The organism is Paludibacter sp., from assembly GCF_009712605.1.
Taxonomy (GTDB): Bacteria; Bacteroidota; Bacteroidia; order Bacteroidales; family Paludibacteraceae; genus Microbacter.
This window is the reverse complement of sequence record NZ_WASO01000009.1, coordinates 186028-211270: the sequence shown is the minus strand read 5'-3', so window position 1 is coordinate 211270 and position 25243 is coordinate 186028. Positions and strand designations below refer to the sequence as shown.

Annotated in this window: 20 protein-coding genes and 2 tRNA genes; 8 read left to right on the top strand and 14 right to left on the bottom strand. The window is 39.2% G+C overall.

What is annotated here, in order from left to right; all coding sequences use genetic code 11:
* Positions 1-119 precede the first annotated feature (119 nt).
* Both F8N35_RS08065 and F8N35_RS08060 read right to left on the bottom strand, forming a co-directional pair.
* On the bottom strand, positions 120-3023 hold the full coding sequence (locus tag F8N35_RS08065; RefSeq protein WP_293051084.1) for a TonB-dependent receptor: 2904 nt from the start codon (positions 3021-3023) through the stop codon (positions 120-122).
* 133 nt (positions 3024-3156) lie between these two features.
* Positions 3157-4428: a DUF2851 family protein gene (locus tag F8N35_RS08060; protein ID WP_293051081.1), complete on the bottom strand. Its 1272-nt coding sequence runs from the start codon at positions 4426-4428 to the stop codon at positions 3157-3159.
* Between the two features lie 210 nt (positions 4429-4638).
* On the opposite strand from F8N35_RS08060, the gene F8N35_RS08055 reads away from it, so the two are divergent.
* The 5 genes from F8N35_RS08055 to F8N35_RS08035 all read left to right on the top strand — a co-directional run bounded on the left by F8N35_RS08055 (position 4639) and on the right by F8N35_RS08035 (position 12661).
* Positions 4639-6369, top strand: a complete 1731-nt coding sequence (locus F8N35_RS08055; RefSeq protein WP_293051079.1) for a DUF4153 domain-containing protein — start codon at positions 4639-4641, stop codon at positions 6367-6369.
* A 241-nt stretch (positions 6370-6610) separates the two neighbouring features.
* Entirely contained in the window at positions 6611-7816 is a 1206-nt protein-coding gene (locus F8N35_RS08050; protein WP_293051076.1) for a cofactor-independent phosphoglycerate mutase, read from the top strand.
* 277 nt (positions 7817-8093) lie between these two features.
* Positions 8094-10070, top strand: a complete 1977-nt coding sequence (locus F8N35_RS08045) for a DUF3857 domain-containing protein (RefSeq protein ID WP_293051075.1) — start codon at positions 8094-8096, stop codon at positions 10068-10070.
* A gap of 11 nt (positions 10071-10081) precedes the next feature.
* A complete protein-coding gene (locus F8N35_RS08040; protein ID WP_293051073.1) occupies positions 10082-11989 on the top strand; it encodes a DUF3857 domain-containing protein in 1908 nt (635 codons plus the stop codon).
* 183 nt (positions 11990-12172) lie between these two features.
* The gene (locus tag F8N35_RS08035; protein WP_293051070.1) at positions 12173-12661 is read left to right on the top strand and encodes a hypothetical protein; all 489 of its coding nucleotides are present in this window, start codon (positions 12173-12175) and stop codon (positions 12659-12661) included.
* A 58-nt stretch (positions 12662-12719) separates the two neighbouring features.
* Here F8N35_RS08035 and F8N35_RS08030 read toward each other — a convergent pair.
* A tRNA-Val gene (locus F8N35_RS08030) sits at positions 12720-12794 on the bottom strand.
* Between the two features lie 46 nt (positions 12795-12840).
* Positions 12841-12916 (bottom strand) — tRNA-Pro (locus F8N35_RS08025).
* Between the two features lie 361 nt (positions 12917-13277).
* Between F8N35_RS08025 and F8N35_RS08020 the strand changes: the two genes are divergently transcribed.
* The 3 genes from F8N35_RS08020 (at position 13278) to F8N35_RS08010 (ending at position 15501) form a co-directional block, all read left to right on the top strand.
* Positions 13278-14051, top strand: a complete 774-nt coding sequence (locus F8N35_RS08020) for a UDP-2,3-diacylglucosamine diphosphatase (protein ID WP_293051421.1) — start codon at positions 13278-13280, stop codon at positions 14049-14051.
* Between the two features lie 89 nt (positions 14052-14140).
* Positions 14141-14968 (top strand): DUF3822 family protein, encoded by an 828-nt coding sequence (locus F8N35_RS08015; protein ID WP_293051067.1) that lies wholly within the window; start codon positions 14141-14143, stop codon positions 14966-14968.
* Complete coding sequence (locus F8N35_RS08010; protein ID WP_293051064.1) at positions 14956-15501, top strand: RsmD family RNA methyltransferase; 546 nt, start codon at positions 14956-14958, stop codon at positions 15499-15501. The genes F8N35_RS08015 and F8N35_RS08010 overlap by 13 nt, the downstream gene beginning before the upstream one ends.
* On the opposite strand, the gene F8N35_RS08005 is transcribed toward F8N35_RS08010, so the two are convergent.
* The 10 genes from F8N35_RS08005 to F8N35_RS07960 all read right to left on the bottom strand — a co-directional run bounded on the left by F8N35_RS08005 (position 15494) and on the right by F8N35_RS07960 (position 25068).
* Entirely contained in the window at positions 15494-16747 is a 1254-nt protein-coding gene (locus F8N35_RS08005; protein ID WP_293051061.1) for a hemolysin family protein, read from the bottom strand. The genes F8N35_RS08010 and F8N35_RS08005 overlap by 8 nt on opposite strands.
* Before the next feature lie 7 nt (positions 16748-16754).
* Positions 16755-17333, bottom strand: coding sequence for an LPS export ABC transporter periplasmic protein LptC (gene lptC / locus F8N35_RS08000; RefSeq protein WP_293051058.1), 579 nt, complete (start codon positions 17331-17333; stop codon positions 16755-16757).
* A 22-nt stretch (positions 17334-17355) separates the two neighbouring features.
* Entirely contained in the window at positions 17356-18615 is a 1260-nt protein-coding gene (locus F8N35_RS07995) for a hypothetical protein (RefSeq protein ID WP_293051056.1), read from the bottom strand.
* Positions 18602-19330 carry a type III pantothenate kinase gene (locus tag F8N35_RS07990; protein ID WP_293051053.1) on the bottom strand — a complete coding sequence of 243 codons (729 nt, stop codon included), beginning with the start codon at positions 19328-19330 and terminating at the stop codon, positions 18602-18604. The genes F8N35_RS07995 and F8N35_RS07990 overlap by 14 nt, the downstream gene beginning before the upstream one ends.
* Positions 19331-19409: 79 nt before the next feature.
* A complete protein-coding gene (gene rplS, locus F8N35_RS07985) occupies positions 19410-19757 on the bottom strand; it encodes a 50S ribosomal protein L19 (RefSeq protein WP_068705856.1) in 348 nt (115 codons plus the stop codon).
* A gap of 140 nt (positions 19758-19897) precedes the next feature.
* Positions 19898-20731: a hypothetical protein gene (locus F8N35_RS07980; protein WP_293051050.1), complete on the bottom strand. Its 834-nt coding sequence runs from the start codon at positions 20729-20731 to the stop codon at positions 19898-19900.
* A gap of 65 nt (positions 20732-20796) precedes the next feature.
* Complete coding sequence (locus F8N35_RS07975; protein ID WP_293051047.1) at positions 20797-21507, bottom strand: YebC/PmpR family DNA-binding transcriptional regulator; 711 nt, start codon at positions 21505-21507, stop codon at positions 20797-20799.
* 63 nt (positions 21508-21570) lie between these two features.
* Positions 21571-22515, bottom strand: a complete 945-nt coding sequence (locus F8N35_RS07970) for a hypothetical protein (protein ID WP_293051044.1) — start codon at positions 22513-22515, stop codon at positions 21571-21573.
* Between the two features lie 28 nt (positions 22516-22543).
* Positions 22544-23134, bottom strand: coding sequence for a T9SS type A sorting domain-containing protein (locus F8N35_RS07965; RefSeq protein WP_293051042.1), 591 nt, complete (start codon positions 23132-23134; stop codon positions 22544-22546).
* A gap of 185 nt (positions 23135-23319) precedes the next feature.
* Positions 23320-25068 carry a DNA polymerase III subunit gamma/tau gene (locus F8N35_RS07960; protein WP_293051039.1) on the bottom strand — a complete coding sequence of 583 codons (1749 nt, stop codon included), beginning with the start codon at positions 25066-25068 and terminating at the stop codon, positions 23320-23322.
* Between the last annotated feature and the right edge of the window lie 175 nt (positions 25069-25243).

Here is a 25243-nt window from a genome sequence, read left to right as displayed (position 1 = left end):
GTATGGAAGATAATTATTGTTGGAATTTTTGATATGCGTAAATTTCGGGGAATATGGTGAAAAAACAAAAAAAAACGAACAACATGATTATGCTGTCCGTTTTATTAGTTTTGAAAAAACTACATCATAGGCCCAACTCCCGGCTTACCTCCTGCAGGAGGTTGGCTGTTGTCTGGCATTCCTCCGTTTTGCCACTGCTGGCGTCGTTGCTGGTTTTCCTGTTGCTGACGCTTTTGATACTGTTGGCCTTTGAAGTTTCGTAAATCGTATGTAAAACTCAACATCACGAATGGTTTGAGTACGTTGGTTGTTACATCTTCGTAATAGTTATCCGTGACGTTGCGAACCAAAGCCTTGTTTTGATGAAGAATATCGTAGGCCTGCAATTTGATTTCTCCCCGGTCTCCTTTAAAAACTTTTTTGCCTATTCCGGCATTCCACAGGAAATAATTTTGTGAAAAACCTGCCGAAAGGCCAGTATAATTCTGATAAGTCATATTGTTTTGGAGTGTAAATCCTTTCCAGAAGATCCAGTCGATTTTGAAACCGGTAGTTTGGTTCAGGTATGTATTGTTAGATACTGACGAAAGACTGTTACGGGCAATGTTAAAAGATGAACTGTAAGAAAGTGTGAAATCGAGTTTGTCGCTGATGTTGCTGCCCAGAATTACCTTTGGGGTGATGGTGTAATTGCGGGTAATTTGTTTGACTCCGTTGTATAGAGATGGCAGCTGGTTATATCCGAAATTGCCGGATAAATTCAAATTACTTTTAAGGAAATCGATGGGAAATCCGAATGTAACCAATGAATTAGCACTCCAATTGCCCGAAAGGTTGACCGGAGAACTGTATTGTGCTCCACTATGAAGAACTATACCTTTTTGCAGTACACTGTCTTTTGTGGCAAGAAAAGTGGAGTTTCCTATATAATTCAGGGTGTTGCCGGCGCTGAGCATAACGATTAATGTCTGCCCTGTTTTTGGGGTAAACGTATATCGTACCATTGCCCTGTTTGAAATTTGTTGATTCAGACCCGGATTTCCTCCTGTAATGGCTGCCGGATTGGAATTGTCAATGACATTTTGCAATTGTTGAATAGATGGTGCCGATGTTGATGAACGGAACGACGCTCTGAGTGAATTGAAAGAATTTAGCCTGTAATTCAGCATAAAGCTGGGTAAGAGACTGTTGTATGATTTGTCTGTCTGAACATTAAGAGGATAGGTTTGATCACCGGTGAGTGAGGCATGTTGAAAATCAAGATTTGCCATCAACATCAGTCCTTTACTGCTGCGCAGACGATAACCTAAACCAGCCTGTTGAGTCAGATAGTCGCTGTTATAAAGGTTTGACAAAGCCGTATCCAGTACCATCGTGTAATAATCGAGCGTTTTTTTATCAATATCGCGATGATTGTAATTGATGCGGTAAGCAGCTTGTAGAATTGCATTTTTGGTTAAGGGCTCGGTATAAATAACATTCGATCCCAGACTATACCCGTTCGAATTATTGAGAATAGTTTGATAATCGTTTTCTGTCAGCGCAGTATTAATAAAATGCTTTTCAGCGTACCCGTCATTGTTGTTTTGATTGGAGCTTCCATTCAATGATATGGAGATTGTTCGGCCTGCTTTGCTAAATTTATGACGGAACAACAAAGATGCAGACAGATTGTTTGCCGTAACATCGTTGTTTGAATTTGTTTTTGTGTTGGTTGACGATAGCGCATTGAGATAGGTATTGTACAACATGGAACTGTTGCCTGTGTTTTTTTGAAAACTCAGGGCTGGCATAAAAGTCAATGAGTTGTTATTGTCTATTGTGTAATCCAGTTTCAGATTGAACCGATGGTTGATGTTGGTCGTGTTGGAATGATCCAGTTCGTCATAGGTTTGGATACGACCCTTTGAATCGGGCTTGAAATAGGTTCCGAGACTTGATTTATTTAATGTGTTGTCGGTCATATTGAAGAAATAACCTCCGGTAATATCGATGTTTTTACCCCATTTGTCAGTGTAATTAAATCCTCCGGCATTCGTGTTTGTTAATCCGCCAGATCCGCCGGAAATTAGAGAGGAACCGCTGTTCCTTCCTCCACCACCTCCACTACCTCCACTACCTCCACCACGGCCACCACGGCCACCACCTCCACTCATAATGCCGGCAAGGTCTTCCTGTGAAAAGTTTTGTTGATTGATATTGTTAGACATTCCCAATAGAGTGATCCGTCTGTTTCCATTAAATAAATTCACGGATGCAGACCCCTGATAATCTACTTTGTTGTCCTGATCCATTCCTATTCCGCCTGTTAGCTTTCCGAACACACCGGTTTGCATTCCCCGACGTGTCACGACATTAATGGTTTTCACAGAATTTCCATCATCAAAGCCAGTAAATTCGGCTTGCTCGCTTTTTTTGTCAAATACCTCAATGTTCTGAACAATTTCTGCCGGGAGGTTTCGTAAAGCAAGGGTCGGATCTCCATCAAAAAATGGTTTTCCATCAACTAAAACCTTTTGAACAGCTTCACCCTGAGCCTGTACGTTCCCCGATCCATCCACTACAATGCCAGGCATTTTCGATATAAGCGTTTCAACGTTTGCGCCCTGAATGGTTTTGAAAGCATCTGCATTGTATCGCATAGTGTCATTCAGTTGCACGGCACGGCTTTCACGTCCGACAGCGGTTACTTCCTTGAGGTTAATTGTTTCTTCTTGAAGTATGAAACTACCCAGGTTTTGATTGTTTTTTGATATTACGACATTTTGTGTGAGGTTGTTAAATCCAACAAATGAAATCTGCATTATGTATGGGCCAAAACCAAGTCCATTAATTGAAAAAGAACCATCAGTATTGGCAACATTTCCCATTCTGTGGTTGGGATCATTCTTGGTATACAAGTATACCGCTGCACCGGGGAGAGGTTTGTGTTTAGAGTCAAACACATATCCGGTTACCGTAAGGCTTTGAGCAAAAGTAGTTGCTGACCAGCACAGAAACAGAAAAAAAATCAGATTTTTCATCAGTGTATGATTTAGTGTTGATGTTCTTGCAGGCGCATTGTTTCCAGTTAACAATCATTATTTATGATGGTAAGAACGCTAAATAGTTTAATGTCAGATTTTGTATTTAAGTTATTTTGTAAAACGGTCTTTGTTATGGATTTTGTGTTAACACATAATGTCCAATCCGACATTGAAGACATTTTTTACAGTCGCAATATTGCTTCTTGAGATGAATTAGCGCCTGACTGTCAAATGCAGTGGTTGCAACGATGTTGTATTGCTTCCATTTTTTTATAATACTGTTTTGTTCGGGCGTGATTTGCTCCAATAATGTAAGTGCTTTTTCTTGCATTCTTTCGTCACTTTTGTATCGTCCGTAAGTGAAAAGCAAAGGTACAACAGAATTGATTAATAGAATTTTGATCGTTGATTTACCGATAGGTTTTTGCTTCGGATGTGATGTTTTGTTGAAAGTGTAATGCGATTGCCAGTATTCGGATGTGGAGCATTCAAACAATGATTCCATTTCTTCGATGGACTTTGCGTTGACAACTTTTGAAAAGAGTTTTGAGGATTTGCTTGTTAGGGTAGCAAACTGGGCAATCCTCATGTGAGGAAAGTTTTGTGGGCGTAAGCGGAGCAGTTTCCAGAGATGGGCGTCAATGGGTTGAAGCTTATACTTGGCTTTCAGAAAGGAGTATTCTTGTTTTAATTTGTTTGCGTAATCGCTTGTTGGAGATTGGTTTAATAATCCGGACTGACCGAATAGCATTGCTTCAATTTGTGTCAGATTCTCTTTGTGCTTTGCAAGGTATATTTGTGGTAAACTTTTAGCTAAAAGCTCAAATGGAATGGAATTAATGCCTGTTCCGAAATTACGCGCTAGCGTGATATAAAAGGCTTCTTCCCAGTTGTTCTGCGTGTTTTGAAGAAGTATTTCAATATCGTTTACTTTTAGCTCAAGCCGTTCCGTTAGTAAAGAGTTTTTCCAGCCGGAAAGAAGAATACGTGGAACTTTGTCTAAATGTTTAGCGCACGAAACAAACGATTTTGGCTCCATCAATGCTTCGTGCCGGGATTCAAGATCTTCGTGGCAGGGGAGTATCAATTGTTCTATTTCTGCACCGGAAGTTCTGAAAATGTCAGCGTCATGTTTGGCTATAACATGCAGAATGATATTGTTGTAGGCATAGTCTTCGGAATGATGGTGATTTTTCCAGTCGGACGAGTTTACATGCACTTCAACATTACCGGCCCACAAAGTTTCTCCGATTTTAATTTTTGCATTGAAAAAATCAGGACCTGCATCTTTATTGAGTTGTCCGGGATCTATGACTTCCACTTTTTCCCCTTTAATTGTAGCCAGTTTACCAGTGTAGAAAAGTTTATGCTGCCATGCATACTGGAGTAGAGCTTCCTTCATCCGTAAGTAATTTATGTTTAGATTTTTCTCTTTGTGTAGTGATTCAAAGTTAGCAGATTTTGTTTAATTTGAAAAATATGTGTTTGTTTATTGGTAAAATGATTTTGTGTTTGCGGATTTGTTACTCTTGGTAGTATCTTTGAAGTCAGTTGTTTATTTAGCTTTGATGTGCAAATTCTGTCTTAGTACCTATATTAAACCTGCCAGACTATGAAACTCTATCTTTTTAAGAACTGGAACGAAAAGCTTAAGCTGGTATTAGTCCGCTTTCCATTGTCATTATTGCTTGTTTTAGGAACAAGTGTGTTGTTTGTGTTGAAAATACATGACTATAAGGTGGAAATCAGCGAATTTATGTGGCCTTTGTTTTTGGGGGGAATCTTCTTGTCTATTGCTACTACACTGCTATGTGAGGAGATGCGGAATAAACTTATGGCTATTTCTGTGGAGATTCTTGTTGTGGTAATCTGGCTTGTTTACTGTTTAACCTTGCCGAAACACTTGCAGGCGGTTCATATTTATCAGGTTGTTGTTATCTCTGTCTCTTTTGCATTATCCATATTTTTTATTGCATTCCTGAAAAAAGCCCGTGAAATTCCATTTTGGAACTTTGTGTATAATATTATTGTACTGTTGCTGGTAACGTATCTTTTTGCATCAGTATTGATGGGAGGATTGGGCTTGGCGCTGTTGTCTCTCGATAAATTATTTCATGTCGTTATAAACGAAAAAGTCTACGGATACCTTAATGTTTTTTGTTTTGTTATTTTTGCTCCGGTTTATTGGTTGGCGTCTATTCCTTATGCAGACGATAAATTTGATAATCATGTTCAATTTAATAAGGTGCTTAAAATCCTGGGACTATATATCCTGTTGCCTATCCTTTGTATCTATTTGTCGATTTTGTATGTGTACATGTTTCAGATTATTGCTAAGTGGGAATTGCCCAACGGTTGGGTTTCTACGTTGGTGTCTGCACTTGGAATCGGAGGTTTACTTACAATAATCATTCTTTATCCGCTTCGTGTCCGCGGGGAAAACAAGATCGTGGTGTGGCAGGCTAAGTATTTCCCCTTGGTTCTTCTTCCTTTGTTGGTGCTGATGTTTATTGCCATAGTAAGAAGATTGGATGATTACGGCACGACAATCAATCGTCTCTATGTCTTGCTGCTGAATTTGTGGCTGTTTGGAGTGAGTATCTGGTTGTTTATAGTGCAATCAAAATATATTAAGTGGATTGTGGTGTCGTTTGCTTTGGTTGCATTTCTATCATCGGTAGGTCCATGGAGTATTGGAAATGTTACGAAACATAGCTTACAGAAAGAATTGAAAAATCGTTTATCTGGTTTGCATTTGTTGGAAAAAGGAGGAACGGTAAAAATGACGATTCCGGTTATGGCTGTAGATTCAATTTCGCGAAACAGAATAGCTGAAATTACAAATTATCTTGTTGAGACATATGGAAATGAAAGCTTACAATATTTGTTTGCATCTCCGGTTGGGAAAATGAGTTCGCGGGAAATAATTAATCGTTTCGGAATGCAGGAAACGAGCTCCAAAACTATTCAATCGTTTGATGCCTGGCAGCGAGAGGGTACATGGTCTGCCAAGGTTGCACCGTATTCAACAATAGTAGCAATTAATAAGTCGTTCACTCCGGATAATCCATATGAGGATGAGAATGTTGTTTTGCAAGTTAAAGGTGCGGTTGTTTCTGTTCAAACCAAAACTCAGCCGTCCAAACAAATAACGATTTCGCTGGAATCCAAACTACAGCAGTTTGTGAATGCCGGAACGGAAAAACGAAATAAATACACTAAAGATGAAATGACGTTGAATGGACCAAATTATAGAATCATTATTCTTTCTGTATCTGGTGATTATAATCGAAAGACCCGCTCATTCCATGTTGGCTATTTGAAAGCGTACCTGATGTATTGACTGATAAAATTCGAAAGGCTGCAATTTGGGGCAGTCAGGCATAACTCTTTTTTGTATCTTTGTGGTACAAAAAAGAGTTGTTTTTTAAAAATACGAGGGGTAAAAATAGCTATCTGTAATATTTTTTGGTTGAAATATCACAGAATGAAATGAACATGTTGCTTCGAACTCTGATTGATGAGAATGTAACTTTTAGCAACATTTTGTTCCACATGTCCTTCTAAACTAAAACTATTTGCAAATGAAATATATTATAATTCTCGGTGATGGTATGGCCGATGAGCCGATTGCTGAACTCGGAGGAAAAACTCCGTTGCAGGCGGCTAACAAACCGAATATTGACAAGCTCGCAGCATTGGGTTGCTCGGGTATGCTGAAGACTATTCCGGAAGGTTTTACTCCCGGTAGCGAAATAGCAAATCTGGCTGTATTAGGCTACGATGTTCCGAAGGTATTTGAAGGAAGAGGTTCTTTGGAGGCTGCCAGTATGGGCATTGATATTGAAGATGGAGAAATGGCTATGCGATGTAATTTAATTTGCATTGAGAATGGAAAAATAAAAAACCACTCGGCAGGCCATATTTCAAACGAAGAGGCTTCCGAACTGATTGAGTTTTTGAATAAAGAGCTTAGCGATGAAGTTGTCAGATTCTTTCCCGGGGTTTCTTATCGCCATTTGTTGAAGATGAAAGGTGGAAATAAACATCTCGAATGTACACCTCCGCACGACGTACCGGGAACTCCTTTTGCGAATGTAATGATAAAAGCATTGGCAGCCGAAGCTGAAGCAACCGCAACAAGATTGAATGAGCTAACATTGAAATCTCAACAGCTACTGGAAAATCATCTGGTGAATATTAGAAGAAAGGCAGCGGGTAAAGATCCTGCGAATAGTATATGGTTATGGTCTCCCGGTTATCGCCCTCAGATGAAAACTATAAATCAGTTGTTTGGAGTGAAAAGTGGGGCGGTTATTTCTGCTGTAGACCTCATTAAGGGTATTGGTGTGTATGCCGGATTACGGCCTATTGTCGTGGAAGGTGCTACCGGACTTTATAATACTAATTACGAAGGTAAGGCGCAGGCTGCTATTGACGCATTACGCACTGATGATTTTGTCTATCTTCATATCGAAGCAAGCGATGAAGCCGGCCATGAAGGAGATGTGGCTTTGAAGGTGAAAACCATAGAATATTTGGATAGCAGGGTGGTGAAGCCAATATTTGACGAAGTTTCCAAGTGGGAAGAGCCGGTCACAATTGCTATACTGCCAGATCATCCTACGCCGTGCAGTATAAGAACCCATACTGCAAATCCGGTGCCGTTCGTGATTTATCGTCCGGGGCAACAGTCTGATTCCGTGTTGATTTATGATGAGTTTGAAGCGCAAAAAGGTTCGTACGGAATGCTGCAAAGTCAGGAATTTATGCAAATATTGTTGAACTGATAGATATCTGCTTTTTTTGTTGAAGGAGTCATTTGTTGTAATAATAAATGACTCCTTTTTTTTGTGCCTGTTGCTGTTGCTTTGAAAATACATTACAAGGTTAATTAGGAAAAATTTGTTTATATAGTTTTAATTATAAAAAATATAGTATATTTATCCCGATAAAATTTAATACTCAGTGTTTTTGCTTTTTATATTTAAAATCCTGTAAAATAGATATTTAATTTTATTTACAAGAATAACCTTGAATTTACATACTAATTAAAAACATGCTAAGATGAAGAAAATTTTCGTGTGCCTGGTCTGCTGTTTATCTTATGTGTTTATGCTAGCAGCAGAAAAAGATACCAATAAATTTGGTAAAGTATCAGAAGAAGAAGTGAAGATGAGTTCCTTTGCCGCAGATACGAGTGCTGTGGCTGTTGTTCTTTACGAAAAAGGGAGTACTTATTATCAGGTGAATAATAATAATCTTCAAGTGTGTTTTGATGTTTATGCCAAAATAAAAATCCTCAAGCCGGAAGGAGCTGATTGTGCAAATATAAAAATTCGATATGAAGATTACGGGCCTAACAGCAGGGAAACTGTGCAAAGTATTGACGGTTATTCTTATAATTATGTAGGTGGAAAGGTTGAAAAGACAAGATTATCAAAAGAATATATCTTCACCGAGAATATTAAAGAAAAAGTTTTCCAGAAAAAAATTACGTTGCCGAATGTAAAGGCAGGGACATTAATTGAATATAAGTATACTGTTATGTCCGATTTTGAGGGGAGTATTCGCTCTTGGCGCTTTCAAAGAGAGATTCCTGTTTGCCAAAGTATTTATGATGTGTTGATTCCTGAATATTTTTCGTTTAATATCAATACCAGAGGATATTGCCCACTGGAAACTATTCGGGAACCGGAAAATCAAACCTTGCTACTAAATGGCGGCACTTTAACATGTGCCAGTCAGCATATTTTGCTGAAAGCAAAGAACCTTCCGGCTCTTAAAAAAGATAAGTTTGTTGCTTATATGAATGATTATATCACTTCTGTCTCTTTTGAAATATCAGGGGTGCAAATACCTGGTGCAGTCTATAAATCATTTGCGTATAGCTGGAAAGATGTTGAAAAACAATTGATGGATGATAGTGACTTTGGTGGCAATCTTAAGAAATCGGGTTTGCTGAAAGAGGAAGTGAAAGCAATTAAAGACTCAAAAATGACGAATGTCGAAAAAATACAGGCATTATATGAATTAGTCAAATCGAAAGTGAAGTGGAATGAAAAAACGTCGGTATATAATGCGTCTCTGAAGAAAGCTTTGAAAGATGGCGTCGGCAATAGTGCTGATATGAATTTTATTTTAATTAATATCCTTAAGGATGCCGGATTTGATGCCTATCCGATAGTTATGAGCAGTAGGAGTGAAGGTAGGCTTCCGAGAGCTAATCCTTCAATCAATAGTATTAATTATTTTGTGGTTGGGGTAGATGTGGATGATAATAAATATTTTATGGACGTGTCCCGAAAAAATGCTCCGATAAATGTGTTGGATGATGAATATTTGGTGGACATGGCTCGTTCATTCAGAGGTGTGGAAAGTAATTTGTCAGATTGGGTCAATTTGTCTCATATTAACTCCAGTTCGGAGAGAAACGTTTCACTGATTAAATTTGAAAACGATAAGATGATTGTTGAGGTCTCGTCGTTAAAAACCAATCAGCTGGCTTATGATTTTCGGGAACAGTATAAAAAGTATAAAAACAGAGATGAATGGATTGAATCTTTACAGAATAAATATGGGGTGAATATTGATAATTACGAAATTGTCGGGCTTGATAGTATAAATAAACCCATTTTTGAGAAATTTACTTTTAACAAGGCAGCTTCTCTTGCAGATTCGAAGCTTTATGTTAATCTGTTAACTCTATTCCAGGAAAAATCCAACCCATTTACAGCCGATAAAAGAGAATTGCCGGTAGAGCTGTCATATCCACGGACAGTCAGAAATGCCATATCTATTGTTGTCCCAACTGGTTTTGCGGTTGAAGAAATGCCCAAATCGGAAAAGGTAGCAATTAACGACAAAGACGCGTTGTACAGTTATCTGGTACAGAATGCGGGAGAATCAATACAGCTCGTATCTTCTCTTACATTTAATCAGACTCTTTATCCTACAAACGAGTACGTGAACCTTAAAGATTTTTGGTCTCATATTGTGGCAAAAAACAACGAGCAGGTAGTCTTGAAAAAAATCAATTTGTAATAATGGGTTGTATGTGGAAGTCGTATTTTGTTGTAATAGCCTTTTTGTTTGGAGTTTCTGTTTCTGTCGCCGGGGCAGAAACTCTGAATTACCCGGTTAGTCAGATTCCGGATTCATTAAAAACGGATGCATATTCAGTTGTTCGGTATGAATCTACGCACTTCGAGTATTATGATCAACATAATGGATTGCAAAAAGTGGTTCGTGTTGTAACGATACTGGATGAAAAAGGAAAAGATGAAGCGGATTTTTTTGAAGGAACAGGTCAATTTTGGGAACTTAAAAAGTTTTCAGGAGAAGTATACGATGCAAATGGAAAGTTGGTGAAAAAAATACGGAATGCAGACTTGATTACATCTTCATTTTCTCAGGAAGTAGCATCTGATGAAATTAAAAACATATATAGTTACAGTCAGCCCAATTACCCATATACTATCAAATATGAGTATGAGATTAAATTTAAAAACGGGATTGTAATGTTTCCTGTTTTTGCTCCGGTACATAATTATAATCAATCTTTGCAGAATGCGGAGTATGTTTTGCAAATTCCAAAAGGAGTTGAATATAATGTCTTTACACGTAATTTCTCAAAAGAGGCAGTGAAGACAAGCAAAGACGGGTCCGATGTGTGCCGGTGGGAGTCCGTGGGATTTAAAGCTATTGATGAAGAGCCTGTAATGGCAGGTATAGATAGCTTTGTGCCTTTGATGATGATAAAACCGTGTGAGTTTGCTTATGATAAGTTCACAGGTTCATTGAATTCATGGAATGATGTCGGTAAATTTGAATGGAATCTTATCAAAGACAGAGATGTTTTACCTGATCAATTTGTTGAAAAACTTAAAGGTATGGTTTCTGGACTGACTTCAGATAAAGAAAAGGTGAAAAAAATCTATGGATTTTTGCAAAAATCCACTCGTTATGTGAGTATACAGTTAGGTGTCGGTGGCTGGCAGCCTATTGCAGCATCCAGTGTTCATCAAACAGGATTCGGTGATTGCAAAGGTTTAAGCAACTATTTGAGGGCAATGTTGAAAGCCGTAGGTATCGAATCTTATTTTACGATAATCTATAGCGGAGATAAGAAGCAGTTTATAAAAGAATTTGCAACTCCCGCACAGTTTAATCATGCCATTCTTACAGTGCCTTTTAAAACGGATACAATACCGTTGGAATGTACAAGTCAGTATACTCCTTTTGGGTATGTGCATGATAATATTGCAGGGCATAATGCTCTTTTGGTCACACCAGAGGGAGGTAAATTATATAAACTACCTCAATATGCGGATACTTTGTCTTATACGCATAAATATTTGCAAGTGAGTGTATATAAGAACGGTATGATGAAGGCGAATGTACAGTGCGGATATGAGATGCATGAATTTAGAGGGATGCTCGATTTTGAGAAAAATATGAATAATGACGAACGTGTCAAAGATATCAAAGCTGATTTTCACTTGCCGAATATGACAATATCTGACATCTCATGTGTGGAAAAAAGAGACGAGCTCCCACGGATGACTGTAAAATATAAGTTGAATTCAGAAACGTATGCGGCTAAATCCGGTACACGCCTGTTTTGTCCCGTCAATCCTTTGAAGAATAGTATGAAATTATTTTCAAAAAGAAACCGGAAATATCCATTCGTTTTTGAGAATGGAGGTTTGGAAGTTGATACTATTCAAATTGCACTGCCCGAAGGAGTACGGATTGAGTCTTGTCCGTCAAACGTGTCTTTGAAAAAAACATTTGGAAGTTTCCATTCTACTATTCAACAACACGATGGTAAGTTGATGATAGTTCAAAAGATAAACATTAAGCGAGGTACTTATCCAGCCAATATGAATAATGAAATGAAAGATTTTATGGTGGCAATAAATAATGCATTCTCTGCGCAGATTGTTTTGAAGGCTGATTAGTAGTTATTTGTGATGAATTGTTTGTGAAGAGTTTCCCCGTTGAACGCAAGTCGTTATATTTATTTTTGCTTGAACAACAATATTTTCCGCTTTTCAAGCAGACGAATCGATAGAATCATTGTATCTTTGCGATTTACAATGAGTGTTTGAATCGCAGTTTTCAAGCGCGTTAAATCTGAATTTATGATGAAACGACTCTTTTTATTTGTAGTGGTTGTTGCTGTTTTGTCATCGTGTGGTAATAATAAAGAAACAGCGCAGAAGTTGATTGATGAAGAGTTATCGCACACGTTAAGTGACTATAAAAGCTATCATCCTATTAGTTTTGGAAGCCTTGATTCTTTATTCTCTTCTTATAAAACTGATTCAGGTTATGTAGATCTTGCACGAAAAGCAGAATATTATCATAACTTATTTGTGACAGAAACAGGTAATGCTATTTTGGCTCCTACATCAAAAGAACAGGAAGCTGTGCAAGAGAAAGTAAAGCAATACGAAGATTCTTCTGCATTGCTCAAAACGCAGGCTGATATTTATGCAAAAGCTTTCAAAGGACAGTATGTCGGATGGAAAATGTCGCATACTTTCCAAACTCCGTCACAAGGAATGGTCACATATAAGTTTTTCTTTGATAAAAGGCTGACTAAAGTTGTAGGATCAGAGAAAGAATAAAATAGAACAGTATACAAAAAAGCCACTTGCAAAATTCTTTGTAAGTGGCTTTTTTGTGTGAGACATACTGGATTCGAACCAGTGACCTCTTGCCTGTCAAGCAAGCGCTCTAAACCAGCTGAGCTAATATCTCAAGACAAAAATACCGCCCATAAAAGGCGGTATTTGAAGGTTTTAAGTCGGGGTGACAAGATTCGAACTTGCGACCACACGCCCCCCAGACGCGTACTCTAAACCGGGCTGAGCTACACCCCGCTCAATTGTGGTGCAAAGGTAATATCTTTTTTCTTTTTCGCAAATAGTTTCTCCGAAAACTAAAAGAAAAAAACTTGTTCGGATTAATCTTCTATTGGTTCCGTATTCACATTGATCTTTATGTATCGTGGGATCTTGCAAAGCGGTACAATTCCTCTATACTCCCTCTATACTCTCTTTTCATGATAACATAAAGGTAATATTGCCGTAATAAAATCGCAATGAGTAAAGTCTATTTTTAATTTGTAATCAACACTATTGATTTGTGTTGATAGTCAATGTGTTGAATGATGTTAATCGTAAAATTATTCAGGTTTTGGAATTAAACAAAGACTTTCAAATGATTAATGGATGCGGAGAAATTGTTTCGCAAACCAGATATCGCACTATTGTACTTTCAGATATTCACTTGGGGTCTAAACATAGTAAAGTACACGAGGTGCTGGGATTCCTCTCTTCATTTTCATGCGAAAAGCTAATTCTCAATGGAGATATTATTGATGGTTGGCAATTGCGTAAATCGCAAAAATACTGGAGCGAAAAGAACACGCAATTTATAAAGAAAATCATATCTAAAATTGTCAAAGAACAAACCGATGTGGTATATGTCAGGGGGAATCATGACGATTTTCTGGATAAGATTGTGCCTTTCGCGTTTCCTAATATTCAGGTGGTGAAAGATTATATGCTGGAGTCGAATGGCAAGCGCTATTTTGTACTGCATGGTGATGTCTTTGATAATATTACTGTAAATATGCGTTGGTTGGCGATGATTGGAGATGTCGGCTATAATTTTCTTTTGAATCTGAATCGCATATACAATTATTTCAGAATAAAGCGGGGAAAACCATATTTTTCACTCGCTCAGCACATGAAACAAAAAGTTAAGAGTGCTGTTTCTTATATATCAGACTTTGAAAAAGAGCTGGTCAGGCTTACTAAGCACAAACATTGCAGCGGCGTGATATGCGGGCATATTCACTCTCCGGCAAATTGTTATTATGGTGACATTCATTACCTGAATTCCGGCGATTGGGTGGAAAGTCTTTCGGCATTGGTAGAAGATGCTCAGGGGAACTGGAGCGTGTTGCATTATCAAACGGTTCCTGCCGAAGTTGAAGCCGTTTTTGCCTGATATGTCGTCAGAGAGATGTTCTTCGGAATGAAGATATTTTTGTACTTTTGTGAAAGAAAGGGATCAACAGACCTAAGAAGAAAAGTACAATGGATATTGAAATTATTTCAGACGAATTCAGGCTTCAACAAGCTAATCGCTATAGTTTATGGCTATACCTTAGCGATAATGATTGCTCGTTTGTTATTCTGGACGACACTTTAAAGTTGTTTGTTGGTATCAAGAGAGTTAGTCATATCTCTTTGACAAAAACCATCGAATTATTTGATGAGCTATCTGCTATTCCTTTCTCTCGTGTTTCTATGGCCCTTGACGCACAGCCGAGTCTGATGATTCCCACGGCTTTATTCCGACAGGAAAATAAACGGAATTTATTGGCATTTACAGCCGAATTCAATGAGGAACATGAAGTGATTGAGCAGTTTATTCCCTCTTTGTCAATGGTGAATCTTTTTGCTGTTGCTCCTTCTTTCAAATCATTTATTGCTCCTTATTTTCCCAAGGCAAATCTTATTCATAATTCTTCTGCAATGCTGATTGCAGCTGCAAATTTGTCTCGATCGGTTGATTCGAACCCTACTATGGGAATACGCATCACAGATAATCATTTGTATGTATGTGTGTTTGATAATGGAAAATTGATCCTGTCCAACTATTTTGCGATTAAGACTTGTGATGATATTGTTTATTGGCTTTTGCGTCTTTGTGAACAGTTTGGTTTCCAGACCTCTAAAGTGCGTATTTATTTTCAGGGAGTCGATAATTTACTGGACGAACGGATTGTTGCTCTGAAACAACATTTTGCAAAGCTGAATTTACTTCCTTTGCCTGATATGTTTCAATTGACTCCGGAAATAAAGGCAGAAGCCAAAGAAATATTTACAGACTTGTTTTATCTTCCTATATGCGAATTGTAAGCGGAAAATTCAAAGGTCGTCGGTTTAGCCCGCCAACCCACATTACGGCACGTCCTACAACGGATTTTGCCAAAGAAGCTTTATTTAATGTCCTGAATAACTACATTAGTTTTGAGGATTGTGTTGTTCTTGATCTCTTTGCAGGAACGGGGAGCATCAGTTACGAATTTGCTTCCAGAGGAGTAAAACGGGTTGTGAGTGTTGAGATGAGCGATAAGCATCTTGATTTTATACATAAAATCAGACAGGAGTTGGGGCTGACGAAAGTCGTTTATCCGATTAAAATGAATGTGTTTCGCTATATTCAGCAGGGAAAAGAGCAATTTGATGTGATATTTGCAGATCCTCCCTATGAAATGAAAGAATTGCCTCAATTGCCGGCTTTAGTGTTGCAGGGTAATCTGTTAAGCGAGGATGGAATATTTATTCTTGAACATTCGGCAAAGCAGGACTTTAGTCAGGAACCGAATTTTCTGGAACATCGCCAGTATGGCAATGTGAATTTTTCCCTGTTTACTAAGAAAGTCAATTAAGCGTCAGTTTTACAAGGTCGATCCTGTTGTTTTCTACTTTGAGGATCCGGAATGTAAAATGCATAACTTTTATTGTTTCGTTAGCTTTTGGCAGGTTCTGATAGTGGCTTAATATAAAACCGGCTATCGTGCTGTATTCATCAGATTCGGGAATCCCGAGGTCAAAAAGCTCGTTAACCTGATCAATTTCCATTCTTCCGGAAAGAACATAGTCCCCGTTTTCAAGTTTCTTGGCGATCAGCCCACTACGGTCATGTTCGTCTTCTATTTCTCCAAATATTTCTTCAAGAATATCTTCCAGGGTTACAATTCCGGCAGTTCCGCCATATTCATCCACCACTACGGCAATACTCTTTTTTTGCTGGTTGAATAGCTTCATCAGTTTATTAGCTTGCATAGTTTCCGGGACAATAGGTACGTCATTAACATGTTCTGTCCAGGAATCCGGATGGCGCAGCATTTCCGATGAATGGATAGATCCAATAATAGAATCGATATTGTTTTTGTAAATCAGGATTTTTGAATGCCCGGTTTCAATAAAGAGTTGCTTTAGCTGCTGTAACGATGCTTCAGCTTCATCAATTGCAACAATTTCGGTACGGGGCACCATACAATCCCGCAGCTTAACGGAGGAGAAATCCAGTGCGTTCTGGAAAATTTTCACTTCGGTATCCAAATCTTGCTCGTCATCCTGATGATCTATGCTTTCCTGAATCAAATGGTCTAAGTCTATGCGCGAGAATACATGATGATGCTTCGAATTCACTTTTACACCCACTGTTCGAAGCAGGAAAATGGAGACCCAAACACTGATTTTAGAAATAGGGTAGAGGACAATGTAAAACAGGAAGAATAATGGAGAGAATATGCGTAACCAGAGATTTGGATTTGAGCGAAAGATAATCTTCGGAATATATTCTCCGGCCAATAAGATAAAAGCAGTAGCTAATGCAGTTTCAATTAATGTAATGAAAAGGTCGCTACTAGTGACTGTAAGCAAAAGAGGGTGCATTAGCTGAGCAGTCATGATACTGAAAATGACTAATGCAATGTTATTGCCAACTAAGGTGGTTGTGATGAACTGTTCGGGATATCGATAAAAAATGGAAAGGAAAAAGTCGGTTGCATGACTCTGACTTTTTTCCAGTTCAAATCTCAGTTTGTTGGAAGATATATAGGCTATTTCCATTCCCGAAAAGAAGGCGGAAAATAGCAATGAGATAATTATTATAAGGTAAATTTCCATTTATGACCTACATTGCAGGGCTGACCGGAATAATACCCTGCGGTTTTTTAATGGCATATTGCGTTAGAGTCTGGTTGGACTCAAACCCTAATCCGGTAATAATCTTTGTGCGTTGCGTGATTTTGATAAGGGAATCGGAATAGATTTTTTGATCCCGCTGGTTCCAGTATACCTGTTCGCTTTCAAACATATCTCCCTGCAAATTAATCATCCGGACTTTACCGTCCAGTCGCCAAAGCTGGCGTACCTGATAATAATAGGCTTTTTTGCAGGTGATTTCAGCATCAACGTGGAATGACGGATCAAATCGTTGTAAGTGAACGCCTTTTGGGAAAGCCCAGTATGGTTCCGATGATTTGTCGTAAATATACCAAACTGGTGTTGTGATTCTGTATCTCGTAATTCCCGAGTCGGAAATCAACGTGGTTACATTTTCAGCATACATTCTCGGTAGTTTGGTTCTGTCAATAGGTTTTACGGGGATCTCAGAGTCCGTTTTTTTGCATCCTGTACAAAAGCACAAAACAACCGCCCCAAGGACGATTGTTAAGCATTTGATGTTGTATTTTATATGTGGTTTATACATTTATGCGACCCGCTTATTCCAATTAAAGTTTGCGTTTAAAGAACCAGATTTCATTAAGTGAAAGACCCAATGTAAATCTGAAATAATTTTCTTTTATTGAAGTGTCTGTCGCTTTTCCTTTAATACCATACTCAAAAGATGTGTTAATCATGCTTTTTGAAGAACGCAAAGGAAATCCAAAGCCACAGGTTACAGCCATTTGGCTGGGTGTATATCCGTTAACATTGATGTATGAGTCAGAATAATAAGCTCCGAACCTGAAACTCATACGCTGGAAATAAGTTTTTCCATAGGGATTATCGATGTATTCACCACCGACAGATATTTTAGTTCGGTTTTTCAATGCTCCGGTCTGGCCAAAATATTTTGCGTCACCCCATTTTTGATACAAGAAATCGGCGCCCAAGGTTAAGCGGTTGTCATAGGTATAACTTGTTCCGACCCCAAATTGCATGGGAGTTTCAAAAACATTTGAAGTGAGTGCGTCTTTCGTGCTGTCGACTCCCAGAATCAACTTGTCATATGTCCCGTGTAAGTTCATTTTGGGTTCGAACATTGCACCAACGGTTAAATATCCTTTTTTTGAGATTTTCCCAAAAACTTGAGCTCCAAGTCGAACATTGAAAGAGCTGACGTCTATGTTGATCTTTTCAGAGGTTGAATGAGTTGTAAGTGATGTGTTGGATATATCAACGATACTAAAAGCTCTGTTGTAAGAGTTACTTCCGAAAAGATAAATGGCATTTGCCCCGAGGGATATATGGTTGAATAAACGAAACGATAATCCACCGTAAATTTGAGAAATACCGCCAGTGCCCTTGTATTGTTGAGCATAGTTAATTGTATCGGAAAGGCCGTTAATTTTGGTTGTTCCGGTTAATGAATAGTCGTAACCTGTAAAAGAATAAGGAATGATGCCGATGCTTGCACCCATAAATTTGCTTAACGGCATTTGCATTGCCAGATAATCCAAGTTTCCATTGTGGGTATTGCGACTTCCTGTGGCGTCATTGAAATGTGAGGCTAAACCGGAAATGCCAAGATCAAACAGAAACGTCATAGAGTCGATAGCGCTGTATGAAGCCGGGTTTGCAGGGTTGATTGAAGCGTGATCTCTTACTCCGAAACCAATTCCACCCATTGCCTGACTACGACCGAAGCCGGGTTCTCGCAATTCTCCAAGTCCATAACGGGTATAAGGTGAATTCGTGTTGTTCTGTGCCATGACGGCAACACCAATGGTTAAGGCAACAAGTGCGCAAACAATTCTATAGCTGTACATTATAAGTTAATATGCGGTTAAGTCCTATCAATACTAAGTTTAACTCTACAAAGATGGGGTTTTTTAGCTTTGCCACAAAAGGAATTGAGCCTCTACCAGTTAAAAAAACTGAAAGGTTTGAATACTTTTGCATAAACAAAGTTATGTACCCTTCTATTTCAAATTCAATGCCTTGCATAACTCCGGCAGTAATTGCTTCAATTGTATTTCTGCCGATCAACAAATCGGTTGTTTTTTCTTCTACCAAAGGTAATTTGCCGGTAAATTCATGCAAAGCTCTAAACCTTATTTTTGCTCCCGGCGAAATGGTTCCGCCCAGAAATGTATTTTCAGAAGAAACAATATCGTAAGTGATTGCTGTTCCTGCATCAATTATAAGCAGATTGGCGTTTGGAAGTAACCAATTGGCACCAACAGCAGCTGCAATTCGGTCTTTTCCCAATGTTTCGGGAGTTTCATATTCATTTTGAATGGGAAGAGGTGTGTGGTGTGTGAGTTCCGTAAAGTATACGGGAAGATTTTGTAAATATTGTCTCGTATGCAGATCAATGGAAATGACAGAGCACAGGATGATTGCTTTCACCGGAAACCGACTCAAAAAATCAGCCACAATTTCTGCAGTTAAAAGCGGATATCTTTCAACCACGAGTAGTCTGTCTTGCTCAAATATAGCAATCTTTACAGCGCTATTGCCCTGATCAATAATTAAGTTCATAGCTGTTCGGAAGTCCTCAATCAAAAAAAGGAAACTCGCTTTGAGCTTCCTTTTTATAGTTGATTGCTTGAAAAACAAATCAAACACGTTTTTCTTTGATACGGGCTTTTTTGCCGGTAAGTGCACGCAAGTAGTATAATTTTGCTCTGCGAACTTTACCAACTTTGTTCACTGTGATGCTGTCGATAAATGGAGAATCCATTGGGAAGATACGTTCAACACCAACATTGTCAGACATTTTACGAACAGTAAAACGTTTTTTGTCGCCAGATCCTGTGATTTTGATTACCACACCTCTGTACTGCTGGATACGTTCTTTGTTTCCTTCAATAATACGATAAGCAACAGTGATTGTATCACCACTTTTGAAAGCAGGAAGGCTACGCTCAAGGGCGAAAGCTTGTTCTGCAACTTTAACTAAATCCATTGTTTTTCAATTAATTAATTTAGACTTAGTACGCAACATAACAGTTCTCTCTCTTCTGCCAGCGATTGCGACCAAATGAGCTGCAAAGGTAAGTTATTTTCTTGTAATTTCCAAAGAGACAGCGCGTAAATTACTTCGAATTATTTGTTGGGTTCAAGACCATATTCAACTTTTGTTCGGGGTGGACTTTCTTCTTTGTGGTCGAATGTTACCTCTTCTTTGTAGATTAGTTTGTTATTCACGAGCTGATATCCGGAGAACGATTCATCCGGTATCTTGTTGTTTTTATTGCTCTCTTCATGCAGGTGATTAAAGATAAAGAGGCTGCGTTTGGCATCATATTGCAATGCTAATGAATGAGAGGAAGAGTAGGGCATTGCAATTCTATACCGGCTTTCTGTATTAAATATGGGAGCTCCAAACTCGATTGTACTGTCTTTGAGAGAAAGCACATCTATTATTTTGAAATTCTCGGATTCAGACAGGTGCGACCATCCTAATAAAATATATTGAATCTGATTGCCATGGTTGATGGGAATCGCATTGTAGTAAAGCGCTCCATACCAATTATTTGCTGTTGTGGCTTTATCTTCGTCAGGCAGATAACACGGACGTTTCTGAACGAGTTGAATGAGTTTCTTTGTAGCGAACTGAAAATAGGAGAAGAAACGATAGTCGCCGGCATCTGAAATGTAATTCCAGGAATAGATTCTGAGCTGATGGTCTGTGGAGTATATCTTGCCTAGATATGCCAGCGAATCGAATGCGTATTGAAACGAAGAATCGTTATGAAGTGTGGTATTTAGTTGATGGCATATCGAGTCGTTCAGAATGCTTCTGACAGAATCTGACGGTGCTTTGTAGAGTCGTCCGAATAACCCTTTCAGTGAAATTTCATCCTGGGATATTCTGGCGGCGCTGAATGATGAACATAGAGTACATCCAAGTATCATTACAAGAAATAGACGTCGCATATCATAAGAATAAAAGCCCTTCGGAGTCAACACGAAGGGCTTTGTTATTATAATTGGAAAGAAAATTATTTCATGTTGTGGAAAACGTTTTGCACGTCTTCATCTTCTTCAATTCTTTCTATGAGTTTCATTACCTGAGCTTGTTCTTCTTCTCCCAATTCTTTTGTGTCATTAGGAATTCGTTCAAACTCGGAACTGATGATTTCGAATCCGTTTTCTTCCAGATGTTTTTGAATTTTGTTGAACGATTCAAATTCTCCGTACAGAATCACCTCATTTTCTTCTGCAAATATTTCATCTACACCGTAATCAATCAATTCCAGTTCCAGTTCTTCGAGGTCAAGATCGGGTTTAGGTACGATTTTGAAAACGCTCTTGCGGTCGAATAAAAATGATAAGCTACCGGTTGTACCCAAAGAACCGCCCAGTTTGTTGAAGTAACTGCGAACGTTGGCTACCGTTCTTGTTGGGTTGTCTGTCGCTGTTTCAACTACTACGGCAATACCATGAGGAGCATATCCTTCATACACCATTTCTTTGTAGTCGGCTTCATCTTTAGAAATAGCTTTTTTGATGGCGCGCTCTACGTTTTCTTTCGGCATATTCGCTGCTTTCGCATTTTGAATTAATGCGCGAAGGCGAGGATTGCTTGACGCTTCAGGGCCACCGGCTTTTACTGCAATAGAAATTTCTTTACCTAATTTTGTAAACACGCGGGCCATATTGCCCCATCTTTTCATCTTACGTGCTTTTCTGTATTCAAATGCTCTTCCCATATCTTAAATTGACTAGAGGATTGATTTTGTATCAACCTGAACGAATTTATAATATTTTAGTTATTATTTGCCAGTACGTTGGTGTCCGCCTTTTGTGTGGTTGAAGGATGGTGGATCAACTGATTTTTGTGGTTGTTCGTATGTTTTCTTCTTTCCTTTGGGCATCGGTTCTCCTGAAATATTCAGATGCCATGCGGCTTTTACTCCAAATGACATTAAACGGTTAAAGTTTACAGTTCCGGAATTCGGAATGCCAATATATTGAGAGGAAGGATAAATCAGATAAGAAGCTCCCACTGTGCGGCGTAAATCTTTTAATCCATAATCTCCAAAAATACCAACGGTTAAATATGTGGTTTTCTTTAAGCGGTATAAGTATCCGAGTTCAAGAGATGCATTGTATGACTTGTTAGAAGGGATCATGCCATGAGTGCCGCTGATGTCTGTGGAAGTAAAACCTAACCAAGGCATATTGGATAATGTGGCATTTAAATCCTCATACTTTCCGGTTGTTGTGAAAGCTCCGTTGCTGACATGGTAATATCCGGCCATGGGGAGCGATATTGTTATACCTCCGGCAGCATAAAGCGCATTGCCTGACGGAAGATAGTAACGGTAGTTCAACAAAAACGGAAACTCGATCCGATACATTATGTCCTGTTCCTTTATCTTGCTGTCAACTTTGATGTTTTCTGTATATGGCAGTCCGTCACTATCGTAGGTTGTATAAGAATATGCAGTTCCGGCTTTAATGCTTGAAAATGCACTGTAGGTAGAGACGTTTATTCCTGTAGTTAGTCCCCAGTGCGGCGTAATGAAAAATCCTCCGCCGATACCTACTCGTAAACCGGGACCATTGAATTGAGAACCGCTGGCAGGCCAGTAGTTAGTTCCAAACATGCCGGTAGCTGCAGTTCCATATAATTCAAAGCCTTTGAAATTGGCTTTTTGGGCAAACATGGAAATGGAAAATAGTATTGCTAATAAAGAGACGACTGTTTTTTTCATTTGTCTGATAAGAAAATGGATAAATGGTTTATTTTACAAACAGCTTTTGTGTTGATGTGCTACCATCGGCAAGTTGAATACGTACCATATAACAACCTGTAGCTGATGGAGCTTCAATGGCAGCACTTGCGTCTGTGGTTGTGTACTGACGCACCATTATTCCACTCATAGTGTAAATTTGAACTTTAGCTAACTGAATATCAGGTGAGATTGTTTCAACATTAAGAGCACTGCTTTTTGAAACCGGATTGGGGGCAATAGACACTTTTGATGCTGATTGGCTTACGTGAAGTGCAATAGTGTCTGAGGTGACACTGGTGCCGTCGGCCAACTTTGCAACTACATAATAATAGCCATACAATCCTTGTCCGTTTTTGGAGTAATATTGAGAAGTAGCTCCTTTTATTGGGCCAAATTGAGTCGGTTTCGTTTTGGTTAAATCGATTCCTACCGAAGAAAGTGAATCGGCATACCACTGGTAAGATTTATAGATGCTTTGTGGGTCGCTACATATAATAACACGACCACTCCAACGGGAGTAGATTTTCGGAGTTGTTTGTGCCTGAGCCAAACAAGCAATGAAACCCAAAGCAAAGAAAAGCAAGAAAATACGCTTCATTTGAATTTTTAAAATTAATAGAATTGTGTTGTTGCTCTTGTTTACAAGTTTACACCCAGTTTTGCTGCTCGAACTGCACAACGTTTTGACAGGAAAAATGAAATGTGACAACGAGTATGCAAATGTACATATTTTATTTCAAGTGCTACGATAAAAAAGCTAAAAAGGCCGATCAGTCCTAAGAATCAGTCAATTTCCAACCCGAATTCTTTTTTTAAACGCAGCAAAGCAGGATTGGATTCTGCCATTTTGGCGAATTTGTCCTGAGGCGACATTACTTTGGTGTTTTCCTTCGTGGTGTCGACAATGATTTCCAGTTCAACAAAATCATTCATCAGATTCCGTCGGAGAAAGGACGTTAAATCATACAGCACTTCGTTCATGGAGTTTTCCTGAAGAATCTGATCCAGAACGAGTTTTAGCTTGTGCTTACTTTCAGTCGTAGGCAGATTGTTAAGCATGATGTTTTTTGCATGAGTCTTTTCCGGAATGACTTCTGTCGCAAAATGTTTCCATGCTTTTTCGAGTGAGTCAACAGTGAAGCTGTTGTCTTGTTTCTCGGTTTGTTGGCTTCTGACAGTGGTTCTAGTGCCTGCTTCTTCTTTTTTTACAGGCGGTTTTGTTATCGAAATGCTGATGGGAGGCGGTGCTGAAACGATGTTTTTCTTCGCCGGTTGCGCGGCTGGTTGCGATGTTGTGGCTACCGGTTGTGCGATGGTTGCACCGGCTCTCTGTATCGGAGCGGCATTAGCTTGTTGTGCATCAGGTTGCCCAAGATGCATTTCCGGGATAAGTTCGATTGGAGGTAGTGCGAAATCTTCGTTTAACTCATTTTTTTTTTTGTCCGTCAATTGGCAGAGACGGATAAGAGTGAGTTCAGTAAGTAATCGCTTGTTTCGGCTGAGCCTGAAATTCATGTCGCAGTCGTTTATGACTGCCAGCGCCGAATAGAGGAAATCGTTGGGGCACTTCTGTGCCTGCGAGGCGTATGATTCTTTTACCGAATCAGCCACTTCGAGCAGTTGTACTGTTTCGGGGTCTTTGCACATGAGCACATCCCGCAAATGAGAACTAAGGCCTCCTACGAAATTGTGGGCGTCGAAGCCTTTATTCAGAATTTCGTTGAAGATGAGCAGCGCTTCCTTTACCTTATTCTCGAGGAAAACGTCGGTCAGCTTGAAATAATAATCGTAATCGAGGACATTCAGGTTTTGGATTACAGCCTGATAGGTGATGTCGTTTCCGCAAAAACTAACCACCTGGTCGAAGATGGAAAGCGCATCGCGCATACCACCGTCAGCTTTCTGAGCAATTACATTCAGCGCTTGCGGTTCGGCGTTGATGCCTTCTTTTTTCGCTACATGCTGCAAATGTTCCACCGTATCGTTTACGCTGATGCGGTTGAAGTCGTATATCTGACAGCGGGAAAGAATGGTCGGTAAAATTTTATGCTTTTCGGTGGTGGCCAAAATGAAAATGGCGTGAGCCGGTGGTTCTTCCAGCGTTTTCAGAAAAGCGTTGAAAGCCGAAGCCGATAGCATGTGAACCTCATCGATAATATAAACGCTGTAGTGTCCGATTTGTGGCGGTATGCGCACCTGATCGATCAGCGTACGAATATCGTCAACCGAGTTGTTGGAAGCAGCATCGAGTTCGTGAATATTATAGGAGCGTTGCTCGTTAAAGGCACGGCACGATTCGCATTCGTTGCAAGCTTCAAATTCGGGCGTCAGGTGTGCGCAGTTGATTGTTTTTGCAAAAATACGGGCACAGGTTGTTTTGCCTACTCCGCGGGGTCCGCAGAAGAGGTAAGCGTGAGCCAAATGATTGTTTCTGATGGCGTTTTTGAGCGTTGCGGTTAACGCAGACTGACCCACTACCGACATAAATGTGGCAGGGCGATATTTTCTGGCCGAAACGATAAAATTCTCCATTTTTACAACGATTTGAAGCGGTCTTCAGTATTTATCATGCTGTGTATTTGTTGCATGGATATTGCCTGAAGACGGAGGCAAATATAGGCCAAAAAATTGGAACAACAAAGAGTGTCGGGAAAGTAAAAGTGAGCTTATTTTATTGAGAGCATCTAAAAATGTACTATCTTTACAG